The sequence below is a fragment of the Sphingomonas sp. H160509 genome, assembly GCF_024124765.2.
Lineage (GTDB): Bacteria > Pseudomonadota > Alphaproteobacteria > Sphingomonadales > Sphingomonadaceae > Sphingomonas.
Map to the genome: position 1 here is coordinate 624,952 of NZ_JAMXSR020000002.1, position 18,050 is coordinate 643,001.

At 65.3% G+C, this 18,050-nt stretch carries 17 protein-coding genes and 4 pseudogenes; 9 read left to right on the forward strand and 12 right to left on the reverse strand.

All coding sequences use genetic code 11. The annotated features are described in order from the left end of the window. The first annotated feature begins 73 nt into the window (after positions 1-73). Positions 74-274 (forward strand): hypothetical protein, encoded by a 201-nt coding sequence (locus NHF48_RS04645; protein ID WP_253070429.1) that lies wholly within the window; start codon positions 74-76, stop codon positions 272-274. 145 nt (positions 275-419) lie between these two features. Here the strand turns inward: NHF48_RS04645 and NHF48_RS04650 are convergent, their stop codons facing one another. Next, positions 420-1,835 (reverse strand): dihydrolipoyl dehydrogenase, encoded by a 1,416-nt coding sequence (locus tag NHF48_RS04650; protein WP_253070430.1) that lies wholly within the window; start codon positions 1,833-1,835, stop codon positions 420-422. A gap of 102 nt (positions 1,836-1,937) precedes the next feature. Between NHF48_RS04650 and NHF48_RS04655 the strand changes: the two genes are divergently transcribed. Further along, entirely contained in the window at positions 1,938-2,564 is a 627-nt protein-coding gene (locus NHF48_RS04655; protein WP_253070431.1) for a glutathione S-transferase family protein, read from the forward strand. A gap of 28 nt (positions 2,565-2,592) precedes the next feature. Here NHF48_RS04655 and NHF48_RS04660 read toward each other — a convergent pair whose 3' ends face one another. The 3 genes from NHF48_RS04660 to NHF48_RS04670 are packed head-to-tail and all read right to left on the reverse strand — an operon-like array spanning position 2,593 to position 4,261. Continuing rightward, positions 2,593-3,162 carry a DUF1190 domain-containing protein gene (locus tag NHF48_RS04660; protein ID WP_056049223.1) on the reverse strand — a complete coding sequence of 190 codons (570 nt, stop codon included), beginning with the start codon at positions 3,160-3,162 and terminating at the stop codon, positions 2,593-2,595. Between the two features lie 11 nt (positions 3,163-3,173). Further along, the gene (locus tag NHF48_RS04665; RefSeq protein WP_093397599.1) at positions 3,174-3,587 is read right to left on the reverse strand and encodes a DUF350 domain-containing protein; all 414 of its coding nucleotides are present in this window, start codon (positions 3,585-3,587) and stop codon (positions 3,174-3,176) included. 32 nt (positions 3,588-3,619) lie between these two features. Then, positions 3,620-4,261 carry a DUF2491 family protein gene (locus NHF48_RS04670; protein ID WP_056481639.1) on the reverse strand — a complete coding sequence of 214 codons (642 nt, stop codon included), beginning with the start codon at positions 4,259-4,261 and terminating at the stop codon, positions 3,620-3,622. Positions 4,262-4,389: 128 nt separating this feature from the next. Here NHF48_RS04670 and NHF48_RS04675 point away from each other — a divergent pair, with 128 nt between their 5' ends. Genes NHF48_RS04675 through NHF48_RS04690 form a run of 4 tightly spaced genes read left to right on the forward strand, consistent with a single transcriptional unit; the run spans position 4,390 to position 7,292 of the window. Next, positions 4,390-4,824 carry a YjfI family protein gene (locus NHF48_RS04675; RefSeq protein ID WP_253070432.1) on the forward strand — a complete coding sequence of 145 codons (435 nt, stop codon included), beginning with the start codon at positions 4,390-4,392 and terminating at the stop codon, positions 4,822-4,824. 38 nt (positions 4,825-4,862) lie between these two features. Then, the gene (locus NHF48_RS04680) at positions 4,863-5,612 is read left to right on the forward strand and encodes a PspA/IM30 family protein (RefSeq protein ID WP_056058968.1); all 750 of its coding nucleotides are present in this window, start codon (positions 4,863-4,865) and stop codon (positions 5,610-5,612) included. Then, positions 5,612-6,781 carry a glutathionylspermidine synthase family protein gene (locus NHF48_RS04685; RefSeq protein WP_253070433.1) on the forward strand — a complete coding sequence of 390 codons (1,170 nt, stop codon included), beginning with the start codon at positions 5,612-5,614 and terminating at the stop codon, positions 6,779-6,781. Before NHF48_RS04680 ends, NHF48_RS04685 begins: the two co-directional genes overlap by 1 nt. Beyond that, complete coding sequence (locus NHF48_RS04690; protein WP_253070434.1) at positions 6,774-7,292, forward strand: ankyrin repeat domain-containing protein; 519 nt, start codon at positions 6,774-6,776, stop codon at positions 7,290-7,292. Before NHF48_RS04685 ends, NHF48_RS04690 begins: the two co-directional genes overlap by 8 nt. An 8-nt stretch (positions 7,293-7,300) precedes the next feature. Here the strand turns inward: NHF48_RS04690 and trhO are convergent, their stop codons facing one another. The 5 genes and pseudogenes from trhO to hppD form a co-directional block, all read right to left on the reverse strand. Then, entirely contained in the window at positions 7,301-8,386 is a 1,086-nt protein-coding gene (gene trhO / locus NHF48_RS04695; RefSeq protein WP_253070435.1) for an oxygen-dependent tRNA uridine(34) hydroxylase TrhO, read from the reverse strand. Positions 8,387-8,441: 55 nt separating this feature from the next. Continuing rightward, positions 8,442-8,807 (reverse strand): Rieske (2Fe-2S) protein, encoded by a 366-nt coding sequence (locus NHF48_RS04700; RefSeq protein ID WP_253070436.1) that lies wholly within the window; start codon positions 8,805-8,807, stop codon positions 8,442-8,444. After that, positions 8,804-9,449, reverse strand: a pseudogene (gene maiA, locus NHF48_RS04705) (maleylacetoacetate isomerase). The gene NHF48_RS04700 and the pseudogene maiA overlap by 4 nt, the downstream one beginning before the upstream one ends. Continuing rightward, a complete protein-coding gene (gene hmgA, locus NHF48_RS04710; protein ID WP_253070437.1) occupies positions 9,446-10,783 on the reverse strand; it encodes a homogentisate 1,2-dioxygenase in 1,338 nt (445 codons plus the stop codon). The pseudogene maiA and the gene hmgA overlap by 4 nt, the downstream one beginning before the upstream one ends. Before the next feature lie 183 nt (positions 10,784-10,966). Beyond that, positions 10,967-12,038, reverse strand: a pseudogene (gene hppD, locus NHF48_RS04715) (4-hydroxyphenylpyruvate dioxygenase). 79 nt (positions 12,039-12,117) lie between these two features. Here hppD and NHF48_RS04720 point away from each other — a divergent pair. Next, positions 12,118-12,606, forward strand: coding sequence for a MarR family winged helix-turn-helix transcriptional regulator (locus NHF48_RS04720; protein WP_253070438.1), 489 nt, complete (start codon positions 12,118-12,120; stop codon positions 12,604-12,606). On the opposite strand, the pseudogene NHF48_RS04725 reads toward NHF48_RS04720, so the two are convergent. Beyond that, positions 12,561-13,437, reverse strand: a pseudogene (locus tag NHF48_RS04725) (LysR family transcriptional regulator). The gene NHF48_RS04720 and the pseudogene NHF48_RS04725 sit on opposite strands and share 46 nt — an antisense overlap. Positions 13,438-13,530: 93 nt before the next feature. On the opposite strand from NHF48_RS04725, the pseudogene NHF48_RS04730 reads away from it, so the two are divergent. Further along, a pseudogene (locus NHF48_RS04730) lies at positions 13,531-15,637 on the forward strand (malate synthase G). Beyond that, on the forward strand, positions 15,637-16,248 hold the full coding sequence (locus NHF48_RS04735) for a gamma carbonic anhydrase family protein (RefSeq protein WP_446741107.1): 612 nt from the start codon (positions 15,637-15,639) through the stop codon (positions 16,246-16,248). The pseudogene NHF48_RS04730 and the gene NHF48_RS04735 overlap by 1 nt, the downstream one beginning before the upstream one ends. Here the strand turns inward: NHF48_RS04735 and NHF48_RS04740 are convergent. Next, a complete protein-coding gene (locus NHF48_RS04740) occupies positions 16,207-17,541 on the reverse strand; it encodes an OmpP1/FadL family transporter (RefSeq protein WP_253070439.1) in 1,335 nt (444 codons plus the stop codon). The two genes, NHF48_RS04735 and NHF48_RS04740, sit on opposite strands and share 42 nt — an antisense overlap. 50 nt (positions 17,542-17,591) lie before the next feature. Continuing rightward, the gene (locus tag NHF48_RS04745; RefSeq protein WP_056058937.1) at positions 17,592-18,002 is read right to left on the reverse strand and encodes a DUF2147 domain-containing protein; all 411 of its coding nucleotides are present in this window, start codon (positions 18,000-18,002) and stop codon (positions 17,592-17,594) included. Positions 18,003-18,050 lie beyond the last annotated feature (48 nt).

Here is an 18,050-nt window from a genome sequence, read left to right on the forward strand (position 1 = left end):
CGGGCAAAGTTGCGCTGCTTCACAATTGGTTCCGTGAATTTTACGTCATAAAAATCTGCAATAGGGTATTGAAATGCGGACAGTTTCTTCCAGCGTGTCGGTGCGGCTGTATCACCTCGACGACAGCGGCGAGGGCGGGGCGGCAACGACACTGTTCTATGGTCCGCTCGGGGAGGCCCTGACGATCGCAGCGCAGCAGGAAGAGGATGTGCAGGCGGGGCTGTATCTGGCCACGGAGAACGACGTCGTCGCGTATCTCGATCTGGAGGAGTAGCACTCCCCTTGCAATCCTCCCCCGCGAGGGAGAGGTGGCTGGCGCTTGCCAGACGGAGGGGAGGTAAGGGAAAACCTTTGCTCCGTGTCCTCCCCCCTCCGTCACCTTCGGCGACACCTCCCCCTAGCGGGGGGAGGATCGAGTATTACGTCCCCGGCGTGAACCCGTCATCGCGATCCGGAGGCGTCGGCGCATGCACTTCGCTACAGATCGACCGTAGCGCGCCCTTCATCCCTTCCTCGAACGTCGGATGATAGATCGGCAGGTCGAGCACCTCGGTCGCGGTCCAACCGCTTTGTATCGCCCACGCAATCAGGTGCGCGCTATGCTCGACCGCGGGCCCCGCCATAGTCGCGCCGGTCAGACGCCCGTCGCGGCGATCGGCGTAGAACCGGACCAACCCCGCATGGCATGCCTCGACCTTCGCCCGGCCCTGATCGTCATACGACGCGGTACCGATGACAGTGTCGGCATCGTCATCCTTGGCGATCTTGCCGATGACCGCGACGTTAGGATGCGTAAAGGTGATCGCGAACGGCACGGTACGCTTGCCCGGCGTCACCTCGGGATAGCTCGCCGCGTTCCGCCCCGCGATCATACCCTCTGCCGATGCCTCGTGCAGTACCGCGCGGTCATGGTCCGCGTCGCCAGCGATGAAGATAGGCGCGGTGCCACACTGCATCGTCTCGCAGTCATAGTCCGGCATGCCGTGGTCATTGAGCGCAAGTCCGGTCGTTTCCAGTCCGATGCCCTTGATTCTTGGCGGACGCCCGGTCGCGACGAGCAGATAGTCGAAGCGCTGCTCGCCCGATGCAGAACCGCTCCAGGCCAGCTTGACGCCATCGCCGTCAGGCTCGACCGTGAGTTCGACACCCAGCAGGATCGGCATCTCGCGCGACAGGATCGCGTGATAGGCCTCGGCGACGTGGCGGTCCTTCAGTCCGCCAATCGTCTCGCCCGTATCGAACACCATCGTGTCGACGCCAAGCCGTGCCATTGCCTGCGCCATTTCCAGCCCCAGCGCGCCCGCGCCGATGACGCCGAGCGACTTCGGAAGGTCCTTTAGCTCGAAGATGCTTTCGTTTGTTAGCACGCGGTCGCGTACGCCATCGAACATTTCGGGGATCGCAGGGCTCGATCCGGTCGCGATCACCACCGACTTCGCATGGACCTCGCGGCCGTCACTCAACGATAGGATCGTCGCACCCGCAAATTTTGCGCGTGCTTCGATCCTCACCTCCTCGGGCAGCTTATCGATCGATTTCTCGACACCCGCGACGAACGCATCGCGCTCCTTACGTACCCGCGCCATCACCGCGACGCCGTCGACCTTGCCCGACGCCTCGACACCGAAAACCGCCGCGTGCTCGACCGCATGCATCGCGTTACCGGCCGCGATCAACAGCTTGGAGGGCATGCATCCCACGCTCGCGCAGGTCGTGCCGCCGAAGCCTTCGTCGATCAGCAGCGTCTTGGCGCCGTTGCGTCGGGCGCTGCGCTCGGCGGCGAGGCCAGCGGTTCCGGCACCGATGATTGCCACGTCGCAGGTCAGCTTGGTCATAAGTCTCTCCGTTGCCGGAGAATTCCGGGGCCGCGGTCAACGAAACCTTCGATGCCGCCCAGCCGTTCCGCGGTGCAGCACATTCCTAGTCGAAGGACGCTTATGTTAACGCTCCACCACCTGAACTACTCGCGCTCGATCCGCGTGATCTGGCTGCTCGAAGAGCTCGGCATCGAATACGACCTCGTCAAATACGAGCGTGACGAGAATTTCCGCGCGCCGGCAGAGCTCAAGGCGATCCATCCGCTCGGCAAGGCGCCGGTGCTGGTCGACGATGCGCTGACGCTCGCCGAGAGCGCGCCGATCCTGTCGTATATCGACGAGCGCTACGGCGACCGCCGCTTCTCGCCGCCGGTCGATAGCGATGCGGCGGCCGTGCACGACGAATGGCTGCAATATGTCGAAAGCTCGGCGTCGTTGCCGATCATGATGACGTCGCTCGGCAAGCGGATGGGCGGGCTGCCCGACGGCCTCGCCAAGTTCACCGGCCCCGAAGTGACCAAGACGCTCGACTATATCGGCGCGGGCGTCGGCGATGGCCCGTATCTAATGGGCGAACAACTCATGCTGGCCGATATCCAGATGTGCTATATCCTCGCGATCGCCGAGAGCGCCGGCTTGCTCAAGGAGCATCCCGACGTCGCGGCGTATCTGGATCGACTGCGCGCCCGTCCCGCATTCATCGCCGCGACCGAAATCGGTGGCCCGCTGATGCCGGCCCGCCGCTAAACCCGGCGAGAGGGGGGTAACGGCCGCGTTACCCCCCGAAGCTGCGACCCCCAAAGCCGCCACCGAACCCGCCACGCGAGATCACCGAACTGCGCGACTGGACGCGGGCAGGCGCCCGTGCCGTGGTCGGCGTGAAGGCGTCGGACCCTACGCGAGTCCGGCCCGTCACATAGTCCCGGTTGATCCGACCGCCAGCGCCGCCGTAGTAATTGCCGTCGCGGTCGCGGTACATCGGCGCGCCGCGGTTGCCGAAGCCACCGTTGAGCGCCTGCCCGACGAGGAAGCCGGTCAACAGCGGCGTAAAGAAGCTCCCGCCGCTGCCGTTGTTACGCGGTTCGCACTGCGCGGCGCCGTATTGCTCTTCGCAAGTCTGTCGGTCCTGGAACCGTGGCGCAGTCTTTGCCGCATCGGCCTTCGCCTGCTCGAACGCGGTATCGCACTGGACTGCCGACAACGCACCGGCCGCGCGGCACTCCTGTACCGACGCATAGCTCTGCGCCTCGACGGGCTTGCCGCCGACATCGCCATCGCAGGCGGTGAGTGAGATGCCCGATCCTGCGATCAGGCTGGTGAGAACGATCGATCTGGAACGCTTCATCGCTATGCCTCTCAGTTCGTCATGCAGGCGGCGTTGAGGATGCCGACGCACAGCGAGATGCTGCCCATATAGGTCGCTGCCGCGATTTCACCGCGGACGATCCGGTCGTTGAAATCGCGCATCACGAAATGCTGGACCACCAGGAACGTCACGATCTGGATAACGCCCGCGAGCAACGCCCACACCGCGAACTCGACCAGCGAAACGGTATGCGTCAGCGCGGATGCGAGCGGCAGGACATAGCCGAGCAGCGCCGCGCCGAGCGTGATCGCGGCGGCGGTATTGCCTTCGCGGATCAGCGACTTCTCATGATACGGTGTCGCGACCTGATAGACGATCTTGAACAGTATCGTGAACGCCCCCGCCGCGACGAACGCGATCAGGAAGGCGAGCGCGCTGGCGCCGAAGCTGTATTGGTCAATCATGCTGGTTCCCCCGAAGCCGTTCGTGGCAGACGCTAGGCGCGGAACTCGCCGAGTTCCAGTGCCACGCCGAGCATGATCTCGAACGAGACGTCGCCGGACTCTGTCTCCATGTCGATCGCGAGTAGCAGTTCGCGCCCATCGTCGCCCGGCAAGTCGCGGCTGAACAGCATGCACGTCTGGAAGATGCGACGATCGACGATCCCGTCGCGATCGTCGTGCAACTCCTCCCAAAACGTCACGGGCTCCTGCTCGCTCGCTTCGGGGCCGAACCATGCGCGGCTGTATTCGGGCAGCCCTTCGGCGGTGAAGGTGCGTGCCTTGAGCCGGCTTTTCCACGCTGGGCGCTCGGCGGCCGACGACGGATAGCTGCTGTCCCACGGCGCGAACAGCGTGACGTCCGTGACGTCCTGCCCGTCGCGGTCGTTCGACACCGCCTGGAACATGATGTCGTCGTCGGTGTAGAACCGGTGGACGAAGCCGCCTTCGTTGAGGTCGATCAGCCCCTGCGCGACGATCACCAGCGTATCGCGGTCGAACGGGAACAGGAGTTCCGATCCGAACCGGCGCCATGCGAGGGGATCGACCGTCACCGTCCGCCCCAGCGTGACGTTGCGGACGACGGGCAGGGCGTTGCCGTCAAGCGCTGGCTTGCGGCCGAACAGGCGATCGAACATGCAATCCTCGCGTCTCTGTGGTTGGCGTGCCTCTTAGGCCAAAGCGCGGGCCGTCGCAAAGCGCCATTGGCGTGCCTTCCGCCTGCGCCTATGTGTCTGCGCGAGCGACAAGCACGGGAGTTCTTGCATTGACCGACATCTGGACCGTCCGCAGCCTGAAGGCCGCGCTCGACACGTCCGAGCCTGCGAAAGCCGGCGAGTTTTCCGCACGGATCCTGGAGGGCGCGGACCCGGTGCTGCTCGTGACGATGCACCACCACGGCGACCTCGAACTGTTCGTCAACGTCAGCGAGGCGCAAATCGCATGCTCGACTTTACTATGGCCCTGCGATGAGCAGGAGGATCAGTTGGCGTTCAATACCTTCCTGCTGAAATCGCAGAAGCTGGTGCCGCTGTCGAACTTCGGGATCGGCACGGTCGATGGCCGCGATTATTACGAGTTGTTCGGCGAGCTCGCGACGTCGAGCCGGCTCGATACCGTGATCATCGAACTGCGCACGCTTGCCGAGAATGCGATCGATGCGGCCACCGACCTGCGCCACGCGCAGATCCCGGCTGTCTGACATCGCCGCCTGATTTAGATACAAACGGAGAGACTGGCATGGCCATCTGGAGCAAGCTTTTCACCCTCGGTCGCGCCGGTGCGCACGAAGCGGGTGCGGCGGTCGTCGATGCGAACGCGCTACGCATCCTCGACCAGGAAATCCGCGATGCCGACAAGGCGCAAGGCAAGGCACGCGACGATCTCGCGGGGCTGGTAGCGCGTCGCCGCATCCTCGAAACCGAAGTCGAGAGCTTCCGCGCTCAGGCGACCAAGTACGAGGCCTCGGCCCGGATCGCGGTCGAGAAGGGCAACATGGATCTCGCGCGCCAGGTCGCGCAGCGGATCGCCGATCTCGAACAGGACATCGCGCTGAAGTCCCCGCAGGTCGAGGATATGCGTGCCGCCGAGGAGCAAATCCACACCGCCGTCGCGCAGACCGATCGGAAAATCGAACAGCTCCGCCGCGAGGTCGAGGTCGTCAAGGTCAACGAGTCGGTGCAGAAGGCGCAGGCTTCGGTTGCGTCGGGCAGCATGGGTGCGGGCAACAAGCTCGGCTCGGCAGCCGACAGCCTCGCGCGTATTCGCGAGCGACAGGCTATCCGTGGCGAACGGATCAAGGCGGCAGGCGAGTTGGAAGACCGTCGCACTGGCGCCGATCTCGACGAGAAGCTGCGGCTGGCCGGTATCGGACCCGGCCAGTCTTCAGCCGATGACGTGCTTGCGCGCCTGACCGCTCCGAAGACGCCGGAACTCGGCCAGACGTTGCAGATCGAGCAGCGCGACGACTCCAAGACGTCGGACTCCTGATGCGCCGGATCGCGGTCGACCCGCGCGGCGACTGGCGCGAGCGGGCCGACGCGATCGGGTTCGTCTATCACGACACGGATGGCGAACCCTATTGGGACGAGGGCGCGGCCTACGCCTTCACCCTGGCGGAGATCGAGGACGACCTCGAGCCCGCCGCGGAACAGCTGCACGCGATGTGCCTCGATCTGGTCGACGAGGTGGTCCGCGACCAGCAACTGATGGAACGCCTCGCGATCCCGCGCGAGCAGTGGAACTATGTCGCGGAGACGTGGCGGACGCGCCAGCCGTCGCTCTACGGGCGGTTCGATTTCGCGTACGACGGCACCGGCCCGGCCAAGCTCTATGAGTATAATGCCGATACGCCGACGTCGGTGTTCGAATGCGCGACGTTCCAGTGGATGTGGCTTGAGGACCTGCTCTCCAGCGGTGCGCTGCCGGCGGGAACGGACCAGTTCAACAGCCTGTTCGACAAGCTGCGCGAGCGGTTCCGCGCGCTGTTCCCGAGCGGCGGCTTCGTCCATTTCGCGGCGGATGCGTCGGCGATCGAGGATCGCCAGACGGTCCGGTTCTTCGAGGATCTGGCGTCGCAGGTCGGGATCGAGCCGAAGTTCGTCGAGATGAAGGATATCGGCCTCGCCGCCGACGGCCACTTCATCGATACCGACGGCTTCGAGGTGCAGGCCGCGTTCAAGCTGTATCCTTGGGAGTTCATGCTCCGCGAGCCCTACGCGCCGAACCTGTCGCGCGCCGACGTGCGCTGGATCGAGCCCGCGTGGAAGTCGATCCTGTCGAACAAGGGCATCCTCCCGCTGCTGTGGGAACGCCATCCCGAGCATCCGAACCTGCTCCCGGCGTTCTTCGACGACGACCCCGCCGCCAAGATCCTCGGGCCTAAGTATGTCCGCAAACCGCTGTTCTCGCGCGAGGGTGCGAACGTCGAGGTGATAGGCGAGAGCGGCCACGCGGTGCTCGATCAGGGCTACGGCGCGGAGGGCGCGATCCGCCAGGCCTATGCACCGCCACCGGTGTTCGACGGTCGCCATCCGGTGATCGGCGCGTGGATGGTCGGCAATGAAGCCGCCGGCATCGGCGTTCGGGAAGACGACACGGTCGTAACGCGCAATCTCGCGCGGTTCGTGCCGCATATCATCGAGGCGAATGATGACTGACGTGCGAGACCTCCCCCCGTTGCCGCCGATGGAGCGGCTGGTCGAACTGATGTTCGACGCGGCACGGACGGGGCGGGACGAGATGATCCCGGCGTTGTTGCAGGCGGGCGTCGATATCGAGGTGACCGACGCGAAGGGCTACACGCCGTTGGTGATCGCCAGCTACAACGGCCAGGCGGAGGCGACCGCGGCGCTCCTCGCGGCCGGTGCGCAGGTCGATGGCGCAGCAGATGCTCGCGGCAATACCGCGCTGATGGGCGTCTGCTTCAAGGGCTATACCGAGATCGCGCAGATTCTGCTTGATGCCGGGGCCGACGTGAACCGGCGGAATGGCGTCGGACAGACGGCGCTGATGATGGCCGCGCTGGTGAACAAGACGGCGATCATCGACCTGTTGCTGGAGCACGGCGCGGACCCGGCGATCGTCGATGCGGCAGGGAACACCGTACACTCGCTGGCGGTGTCGCAGGGGAATACGGCTTTGGCCGAGCGCTTCGCAACGACTGGTTAGTCCCTACGCTACCACCCCGGCGAAGGCCGGGGTCCAAATGGAAAGGTCGCAGTAACGGAATACTGCGCTTCGTGAGCACCGTTCCCCAATTGGACCCCAGCCTTCGCCGGGGGTAAAAATTCGTGAAGGTCCTGCGGATCAATCCCCCCATGCGCTTTCGGCAACACCGCCCCGACATGCGCTTCGCCCCGAGCCTCCGCCAACCGCGTTTGCCGCTCGCGCTCGGCATACCCCGCCCGCTGCGACTCATCGCGCGCATCATGACACGCCGGGCAACTGATCCCCTCCACGTATAACGGCGATGAACGGTCCGCGACGCTCACCGGCATCCGGCACGCATGGCACAGCACATGACTTCCCAAGGCAAGCCCATGTCCTACCGCAACCCGCTGATCGAACACGAAACACTCCCCCTCCCAAAGGCTCTCCGCCGCGGGCACGGTCTCCAGATACTTCAGGATGCCACCCTTGAGATGATACACCTCATCCAGCCCCTCGGCCTTCAGGAACGCGGTCGACTTCTCGCAGCGTATTCCCCCGGTGCAGAACATCGCGATCTTCGGCGGCGGGCCGTCCCCGACCAGTTCGTCACGATGCTCGCGAAACCACGCTGGAAAATCGCGGAACGTGCGAGTCTGCGGATCGACTGCGCCAGCAAACGTTCCGACCGCGACCTCATAGTCGTTGCGCGTATCGATCACAATCGTCCCCGGCTCGGCGATCAGCGCGTTCCAGTCCTTCGGCTCGACATAATGCCCGACGCCCTCCAGCGGATCGATCGCAGGCTCGCCCATCGTCACGATCTCGCGCTTCAGCCGAACCTTCATCCGGTGAAACGGCATCGTTTCCGCGCGCGATTCCTTGACGTCGAGATCCGCACATCCCGGCAGCGCGCGGATATGCGCAAGCACTGCGTCGATCCCCTCTTCGGACCCAGCGATCGTCCCGTTGATCCCCTCGGCGGCGAGCAGCAACGTCCCCTTCACCCCGTTGGAGCAGCAGGTGAGCGCGAGCGGCGGCTGCATCGCGGCGATGTCGGCGAACGGCGTGAAGCGGTACAGCGCCACGACGCGGATGGGCAGGGTTTCGGTCATCGGTTCATCGTGCAGGGGAGGAGGTGCGCTCCCTTAGCGCAAGTCGCCCGCCCCGTCAGCCTGCCGTGACGATCATCCCGTCGACCACCGCGACGGGCCATGGCGTCAGCCGCGTTCCTCCGCACGGTCCGCCGACGCACGCGCCACTGTCGATCTCGAACAGCGCGGAGTGCCAACTACAAGCGATCAGGTCCCCGCGCGGCGTGAGATACTCGTCGAGCACCTGCGCGAGCGGCAGGCCCATATGCGGGCAGCGATCGACATAGCCGAACACCGCATCGTCCTTGCGTACGACGAACCCGTGGAAGCGACCGGCGCGCATCTGGAGTACGAAGTTCCGCGCCTTGCCGTCGATGATTGCATCGAGCGGCGCGAGTTTGATCCCGCCGGGCGTCGCGGTCAGCCGTTCGCTATCGCTCATGCGCGGTCGGCGTCGGGCTGGCGGTCCGGATGTGCAGCGGCGAAGGCGGGGAGGGCGCGGGCTTTGTCAGCGGCGGCTATGAGGCGGGGGGTAGGGCGAAAGATCGACCGCGAACCGCTCGGCCGAATAGACTTGCGGCACGAGATGACAATCGGCGATCGTCGGTGTCGCACCGAACGCGAATCCGTCACCGTAGCGCGCGATCAGCGTCTCGAGCGCAGCGAACCCATCGCCGATCCAGCGCGCGATCCAGCGGTTCACCGCAGCCTCGTCCGCCCCGAACTCGGTGCGCAAGGCGCTCAGGATGCGGAGATTGTTCACAGGGTGGATGTCGCAGGCAACCGTCGCCGCCATAGCGCGGACAATCACCCGGTCATTCGCGCCAACGGGAAGCAGCGGTGGATCGGAACAGGTCTCGTCGATCCATTCGAGGATCGCGGGGCTCTGAGTCAGGATCGCGTCGTCAGTCTCCAGCGCCGGCACGAGTCCCTGCGGATTAAGCACGCGATACCCCGCCTCGCGTTGCGCACCTGTGCGAAGGTCGTGCGTTACCTGCGCATACGCCACGCCCTTCAGGGCCAGCGCGATGCGGACGCGGTAGGCGGTGGTCGAGCGCCAGTAGCCGTGCAGGGTCAGGCTCACTTCGGCAGGATCGCCTTGGGAAAATCCGACCAGACCGCATCGTAATCGAGCTGCGAATGCTCCAGCGCATAGGCGGTCGGCTTATACGGCCAGCAGCTCTCCAGCATGAACGCCATCGTCCCGTCGATCTTGTGCGGCTTCAGGTCGACCGCGCTCGCACCCTGCCAACTCGCCAGATCGGGGCCATGGCCCGACATCAGGTTGTGCAGCGAGATGCCGCCCGGCGCGAACCCTTCGGCCTTAGCATCGTACGCGCCGGTGATCAGCCCCATAGCCTCGGACATGACGTTGCGGTGGAACCAGGGCGGCCGGAACGTGCCCTCGGCGACCATCCAGCGCGGCGGGAAGATCACGAAATCAGCGTTCGCGCGCCCGGCCACGTCGCTCGGCGAGGTCAGCAGCGTGAAGATCGAAGGATCGGGGTGGTCGAAGCTGACGGTGTTGATCGTGTTGAACCGCGACAAATCGTAGCGCCACGGCGCGAGATTGCCGTGCCACGCGACCACGTCGAGCGGCGAGTGATCGAGCGTGGTGGTCCACAGCGACCCCATGAACTTCTGGACGACCTCGACCGGCTCATCGCGGTCCTCGAACCAGGCGACCGGCGTCTCGAAATCGCGCGGGTTGGCGAGGCCGTTGGCGCCGATCGGGCCGAGATCTGGCAGGCGGAACAGCGCGCCGTGGTTCTCCGCGACATAGCCGCGTGCTTCGCCATCGGGGAGTTCGGCGCGGAAGCGAACGCCGCGGGGGATCAGCGCGATCTGGCCCGGCGCGATGTCGATCCTGCCGAGTTCGGTCAACAGTCGGAGCCGTCCGGCCTGGGGGATGAACAGCAGTTCTCCGTCGGCATCCATGAAAACGCGTTCGGTCATATCGGTGTTGGCGGCGTAGACGTGGAGCGCGACGCCTTCGAGATCGGCGGGATCGCGGTTGGCGAGCATCGTCGTCATGCCGTCGATCAGATCAGTGTCTGGGGCAGGTGCCTCGATCGGATCCCAGCGCAAGCGGTTGGGCGCGAGCGGCTCGTCGGTGGTCCCGGGCGCGAACCGCTTTGCGCCGGTATAGCGCTCGAACGGCGGATGCTCCGCGGTCGGGCGCATCCGGTAGAGCCAGCTGCGACGGTTCTCGTGCCGGGGGGCGGTGAAGGCGGTACCTGACAACTGCTCGGTGTAGAGGCCGAATGCGGGGCGCTGCGGTGAATTGCGGCCGATCGGGAGCGCGCCGGGGATCGCCTCGGTCGATACGTGGTTGCCGAAGCCGGGCTGGTACGCTCCGCGGTCTTCGGTCTGGCCGGCGGTCTCGCCTGCGGCATTGGTCGGCTGGTGGATTGTCATGGCTTCCTCTCCGTCACCTGTTCCGATCAACGCCCGAACCGCCGGCCGTTCAAACTCTTTTTGAACCGCGACCCCGTCGGTCACGGCGAAGCCGCGCCCTATGGGGCGGCTCCGTCCGCGCCGGCCGGTCGACGGCAGCGCCTGCGCGCTGCATCTCGACCGAAGCTACGCTTCGATCCTCAATCACGCGTCAACCGTGATCACGCCACGCCGGATCTGGTCCAACTCGATGCTCTCATACAACGCCTGGAAATTGCCGTTGCCGAAGCCCTCGTTCCCCTTGCGCTGGATGATCTCGAAGAAGATCGGCCCGAACATGTTCTCGGTGAAGATCTGCAGCAGCAACCCCTCCTCGCCGACATTGCCGTCGATCAGGATGCGGTTGCGGCGCAGGCGTTCGAGGTTGTGGCCGTGGTTCGGCACGCGCTTGTCGACCAGTTCGTAATAGGTCTCGATCGTGTCCTGCAGCTTGACGCCGCGCGCGCGCAGCTTCTCGACCGTCTCGAAGATGTCGTCGGTGGTCAGCGCCAGGTGCTGGATACCCTCGCCGTTGTAATCCTTGATGAATTCCTCGATCTGGCTCTTGTCGTCCTGGCTTTCGTTGAGCGGGATGCGGATCGCGCGGTCGGGCGCGATCATCGCCTGGCTGAACAGCCCCGTCGCCTTGCCCTTGATGTCGAAATACTTCTGCTCCTCGAAGCCGAAGATCTGGCCATAGAACTCCGCCCAGGTCCGCATCTGGCCACGCTTCACGTTGTGCGTGAGGTGATCGAGGAGGTCGAGGCCGACGTTGTTCTCGGCTTCCGCTTCGGCCGCACCCGGAACCTGGTTCCAGTCGTCGTACAAGCTGCCGGCCGCGCCGTGCTTGTCGACAAGATACAGCAGCGAACCGCCGATCCCTTCGAGAACGTAGCTGCCCTCACCGAGCGCACCCGTGCTCGCGTCAGCCGCCTTGGCACCACGTGCTAGCGCCGCGTCGAACGCTTGCTTGGCGTCGTGAACGCGGAACGCCATGCCGCTCGCCGACGGGCCATGATCCGCGCGGAACGCCGCCGCGTGGCCACCGTCTTCGCGGTTGAGCAGCAGGTTGATGCGGCCCCTGCTTGTAGCGCGTGACTGCCTTGGTCGGGTGGGTCGAGGCGGCGACGAAGCCGAACTGCTCGAACTGCGCGGCCATCCGGTCGGGATCGGGCGAGGTGAACTCGGCGAACTCGAACCCGTCGAGACCCATCGGGTTTACGTCCATATGGTCCATCATCACATCCTGACAGTTGGTATCCGTTGTTACCAATCTGGCGGGTTGAACAACTGGTGTCAATCGTTACGATTTCTACATGGCTGACCGCGCACTCGTCCTGGACGATTTCATCCCGTATCGCCTCTCGATCACCTCGAACCTCGTCAGCGAGGCGGTGGCGGATACGTACGAGGCGCTGTTCGGGCTGACGATCCCGGAGTGGCGGCTGGTCGCTGTGGTCGCCGAAGCTGACGGAATCACGCAGCAGCAGGTCGGCCAGCAGACCCGGATGGACAAGGTGACCGTCAGCCGCGCGGCGATCGCGCTGGTCGAACGCGGGCTGATGCAGCGGCATGCGAACCCGGAGGATCGCCGCTCGCATCTGCTGAGGCTGACCGACGACGGTCACACGCTCTACGCGTCAGTCGCACCGAAGGCACTCGATCTCGAACGCCGGATCTTCGCCGGGTTCTCAGGCGCGGAGGTCGAGCAGTTCGTCGCGATGCTGCGGCGGATCGATGCGGTGACGATCGACCTCGTTCAGGACTCCCACGGCGGCGTTGGCGACCAGAGACCACGCAGGTAATCGAGCAGTGCAGCGGTACCCGACGACACCGGGCCGCGCGCATGCACTGCATAGATTCCGACGTCCGCAGACCCGGCCAGTTCCGGCAGGATGCGGACGAGGCGGCCACTCGAAAGGTCCGCGCTCACGTCCCACAGCGAGCGCAGCGCAATGCCGACGCCAGCCAGCGTGAGTTCGCGCACGACTTCGCTGGAGTTGGTCGCGACGTAGCTCGGGCGATCGATCGTAACGTCGCCATCTGGTCCGGCTAGGCGCCAAGGCATCTGGCCCTTCGCTGCGAGCAGGCGGTGTTCCGTAAGATCGGCCGGGTTGCGCGGCGCTTTATAGCTCGGAGCAGCGCACAGAACGCGACGGCTGTCGGCAAGGCGATGGCCGGTCAGGCTTGGCGGCACCGCTGGCGCGATTCGGATCGCGAGATCGAGCCGGTCGCCGATGACGTCGGAGAACCCATCCGACAGGTCGAGATCGAGTTCGATCCCCCGGATACGCGTCGAGGAACGGCTTCAGGTGCGGCGCGATGTGGAGGCGGCCGAACGACGTGGGTGCGCTGACCCGTAATGGTCCGGTCGGCGTATCCGTACGGTCCGACACGCGAGCCTCAGCGTCGCGGATCGCTGCGAGGATCTCCACCATGTCACGGTGATAGGCGGCGCCGCGCGCGGTGAGGTCGAGCCGGCGCGTGGTGCGGTTGAGCAACCGCACGCCGAGCCGGGCTTCCAGCCGCGCGATCCGCTTCGACACCATCGCCGGCGAGATACCCAACGAACGCCCCGCCGCACTGAGGCTGGCGGTGCGGACGACTTCGGCGAAGAGGACGATGTCGGGGTCCATTCGTTCTCCAGGCGATCAACAGCTTTCGGTTTATGATGTCTAGTGGCGAAGGTGGCGGGCGTCTATCGTGCTGCTAGAGCATAGGAGAGCAGCATGGCCGAGATGATCGAAAACGCGGGTCTGAAGATCGCCGCATCGCTGGTGGACTTCATCGAGACACAGGCGTTGCCGGGGACGGGTCTCGATGCGGCCGCGTTCTGGCAAGGCGTGTCCGACATCTACGCTAGGTTCGCGCCGGAGAACGCGGCGCTACTCGCGGTTCGCGACGACCTTCAGGCCAAGATCGATGCCTGGCACGAGGCCCGCGCCGGCAAGCCGATCGATCAGGCCGAGTACCAGGCGTTCCTGCGCGACATCGGCTATCTGGTCGACGAGCCTGCGCCGTTCTCGGTTGCGCCCACCAACGTCGATGCGGAAGTCGCCGCGCTAGCCGGCGCGCAGTTGGTGGTGCCTATCCTCAACGCGCGTTTCCTGCTGAACGCGGCGAACGCGCGGTGGGGGAGCCTGTACGATGCGCTCTACGGCACCGATGCGATCCCGGGCGCTGCCGGCAAGGGGTATGACGCGGCACGAGGCGCACAAGTGATCGCGTGGGCGAAGGCGTTCCTCGACGATGCGGTGCCGTTAGCGAACGGATCGTGGACCGACTGGACCGGTGGCACGCCTCAGCTAGTCTATCCGGAGCCAGCTCGTTGGCCATGCGGGCGACAACATCCTGTTGCGTCACAACGGCCTGCACATCGAACTCGTGATCGATCCTGAGCATTCGATCGGTCGTAACGACCCCGCGAACCTCGCCGACGTCGTCCTCGAATCCGCGCTCAGCACGATCGCCGATCTCGAGGATTCGATCGCCGCTGTCGATGCCGAGGACAAGGTTGCCGCCTACGCCAATTGGCTCGGGCTGATGAAGGGCGACCTGACCGCCAGCTTCCACAAGGGCGGCCGCACGGTCACGCGCGTGCTCGAACCGGACCGGCAGTACACCGCCCCCGGTGGCAGCGCGTTCACGCTCCCCGGCCGCAGCCTGATGTTCGTGCGCAATGTCGGCCACCTGATGACCACGCCTGCGATCCTTCTCGCCGACGGGGGGCAAGCGCCGGAGGGCATTCTCGACGGCATCGTCACGTCGCTGATCGGGCTGCACGACCTCAAGAGCACGGGCCCGATCCGCAATAGTCGCGCGGGCTCGATCTACATCGTCAAGCCGAAGATGCACGGCCCCGACGAAGCCGCCTTCACCAACCGGCTGTTCGACGCGATCGAGGACCTGCTCGGTCTCGCGCGTCACACGATCAAGGTCGGCGTGATGGACGAGGAACGCCGCACCTCCGCCAATCTCGCCGCGTGCATCGCCGCGGTGAAGGACCGCGTCGTGTTCATCAACACCGGCTTCCTCGATCGCACCGGCGACGAGATGCATACCTCGATGCGGGCCGGGCCGATGATCCGCAAGGGCGACATGAAGACGTCCAGTTGGATCAAGGCGTATGAGGATCGCAACGTCCAGATCGGGCTCGCCTGCGGGCTCAGCGGAAAGGCGCAGATCGGCAAGGGCATGTGGGCCGCGCCGGACCGGATGGCGGACATGCTCGAGCAGAAGATCGCGCATCCGATGACCGGCGCGAATACCGCCTGGGTGCCGTCGCCGACCGCGGCCACGCTGCACGCGACGCACTACCACCGCGTCGACGTGTTCGCGCGGCAGGCGGAGCGCAAGGCCGAGCCCGTCGCCTCGCTCGATGCGCTGCTGACGATCCCGGTGGCGACCGGCCACAACTGGCAGCCCGACGAAGTTCGCGAGGAACTGGAGAACAACGCGCAGGGTATCCTCGGCTATGTCGTGCGCTGGGTCGATCAAGGCGTCGGCTGTTCTAAGGTGCCCGACATCCACGACATCGGCCTGATGGAGGACCGCGCCACGCTCCGGATCAGTTCGCAGCACATGGCGAACTCGCTGCTCCACGGCATCGCCACGCCCGACGAGGCGGACGCGGCGCTGCGACGAATGGCGGCGAAGGTCGATGCGCAGAACGCGGGCGATCCGCTGTACCGGCCGATGGCGGGGCATGAGGAGGAAAGCCTAGCGTTTCAGGCCGCCCGCGCACTCGTGTTCGATGGTCTCACGCAGCCGAGCGGCTATACCGAGCCGCTGCTCCACGCGTTCCGCGCGCGGGCAAAGAAAAGGGACGCTGCCTGATGCCGCTGTACGAGATCGAGGGTAAACGACCGACGCTGGCCGACGACGCCTGGGTGGCGCCATCGGGCGACGTCATCGGCGACGCACGGTTGGGGGAGGGCGCGAGCGTCTGGTTCGGGGCGGTGATCCGCGCGGACAACACGCCGATCCTCGTCGGCGCGCGAACCAACATCCAGGAGGGCGCGATGCTGCATTCCGATCCCGGTGCGCCGCTGACCGTCGGCGAAGGCTGCACGATCGGCCATCACGCGATCCTTCATGGATGCACGATCGGCGACAACGTGCTGGTCGGGATGGGCGCGACGATCCTCAACAACGCGGTGATCGGCAACGATTGCCTGATCGGTGCGAATGCTCTGGTGACGGAGGGGAAGGTGTTTCCGGCCGGGAGCCTGATCGTCGGGGTGCCGGCAAAGGCAGTGCGCGAACTCTCCCCCGGAGGCGATTGCCGGACTGAAGGTGTCCGCGGCGTCGTACGCGGCCAAGCAGCGCGTTTACGCCGACAGTTTGAGATTGGTCGAGGTATAAAATCCTCCCCCGCGAGGGGGAGGATCGTGAAGGCGGAACCCTTAGAAGCTCAGCCGGCCACCGAGCGACAGCACGACTGCTGACGCATTGCGCAGTGCGCCCGAGGTCAGGATGTTCGTCTGTGCGGCGGTGTTGACATAGGCAGCCGTCCTGCGGTCGATCGTGGTGTTTTCGAAATCGACATACTGCGCAGCGGCGTCGAGTGCGATGCGCGAGGTCAGCTGGTACGACCCACCTGCCGCATAGGTCCAGCGGTCGGCGTCGGGTACGCGGGCATCGCGCAAGCCGTCCTGCGTCGGCGTCTTGGTGCGCTGGACACCCGCGCGGATCGTCGCCTTGGGGTTGACGGCGTAGTCGAAGCCGCCTGCGAGGCTCCAGCTGTCCTGGTAGTTTTCAGGGATCGCGGTGTTCAGCGGGGCACCGAGATCGATCGTGTCGAACTTGCTCCAGTTGTACGCGACGACCTGCGCATTGAGCGTCAGCGCGTTGGTGGCACGGATACGACCGGCGACGATCACCTGGCCCGGCGTGTTGAAGCTCGCCTTGGCGCCGTCGATCGAGACGTTCGAGCTCGCCAGCGGGCCGACCAGCCCGGTGATGTTCAGGCTGCCCTTCAGATTGTGGCGGATGCTCGACTTGTAGCTGACGCCGACGGTCGCGAAGTCGTTGTGCAGCTGAACGCCTGCAGTCCAGCCGAAGTCCCAACCGTCACCCTTCAACTCCTGGAAGCCATCGGGCAGCGCCGCAGACAGGTTGGGGAGCGCGTTGTTCAGCGTCGCATCGGTATATTCGACGTTCAGCGCACCACCGACACGGAGCCAGTCGGTCACCGCAACGCCGATCGACGGCTGGATGTCGATCGTCCGCAGCCGCGTCTTGTCCGCGCTATAGCGTGCCCAGCTGTTCGCCTCGTAATTGGTGGTGAAGCTGAACGGCGACGTCACCGCGACGCCGATCGCGATCCGGTCGGTCAGCGGATAGGCGATTGCGCCCGACGGAACGACACCCTTGTTGATCGGATCGCTCGACGTACCGTTGCCGCCGACCGGCGCGTAATTGAACCCGGTTGGACGGCCGGTCGTGGGCGAGAAGGTCGGGCGGCCGATGAGCGTGCCGGTGTCGACGACGTCGCCCTTGGGCAGGATCGCGCTTGCACTCAGTGTCGCGCTGCCGTCGCGGATACCGGCGATCGCGGCCGGGTTCCACCACAGCGAGTCAGGGCCGGTATCGGCGCCTTCACCCGAGAATGCGCGACCGGCGCCGCGTGCGGACTGTGCCTGGAGATAAAAGGCATCAGCACAGGCGGTGCTGGCAAATCCGAAAGCGGAAACGAGTGCTGATACCGCCAGAAGCGGAGCTTTGGTGCGAAGCGTCATGGGTAAGGTCCTGAAAGCTATACTGATAATAGGGAGATGGAAGCCGCGTCTCAGCGCACACGCGTCCAGGTCTGGGTCTTGCAGAGCGGGAAGAAGACGCAGCCGCGCAGCTTGAGCTGGTTCGCACCGAGCGGCGTGATCTTGCCGCTATACGTCTTGCCGTCCTCGGCATTGTAGACTTGGCCACTGCTCCAGACACCGTCTGAGTCCGACTTGAAGCCGCTGAGCATCTGCAGGCCCTGGATCGGGCGATTGCGCAGCGCGGTGTTGGAATTGTTCGCGTCCTTCATCGAAGGATTGGCGCGCAGCGCGTCGGAGGTGAGGATCTTGCCGCAGATCGAAGGGCCGCAACGAGCGATCTCGACGATGGCGTTGTGAGTCTCGGTCTTCCAGCGGCCGATGACGGTCTCGGGCGTGGCAGACGCGCCGGCGAGCAGGGCGGTGGCGATCAACAGGGACATCTTCTATCCTCTCCTAGTGTCGTTTGGCGCGCCGTATGCGTACGGTCG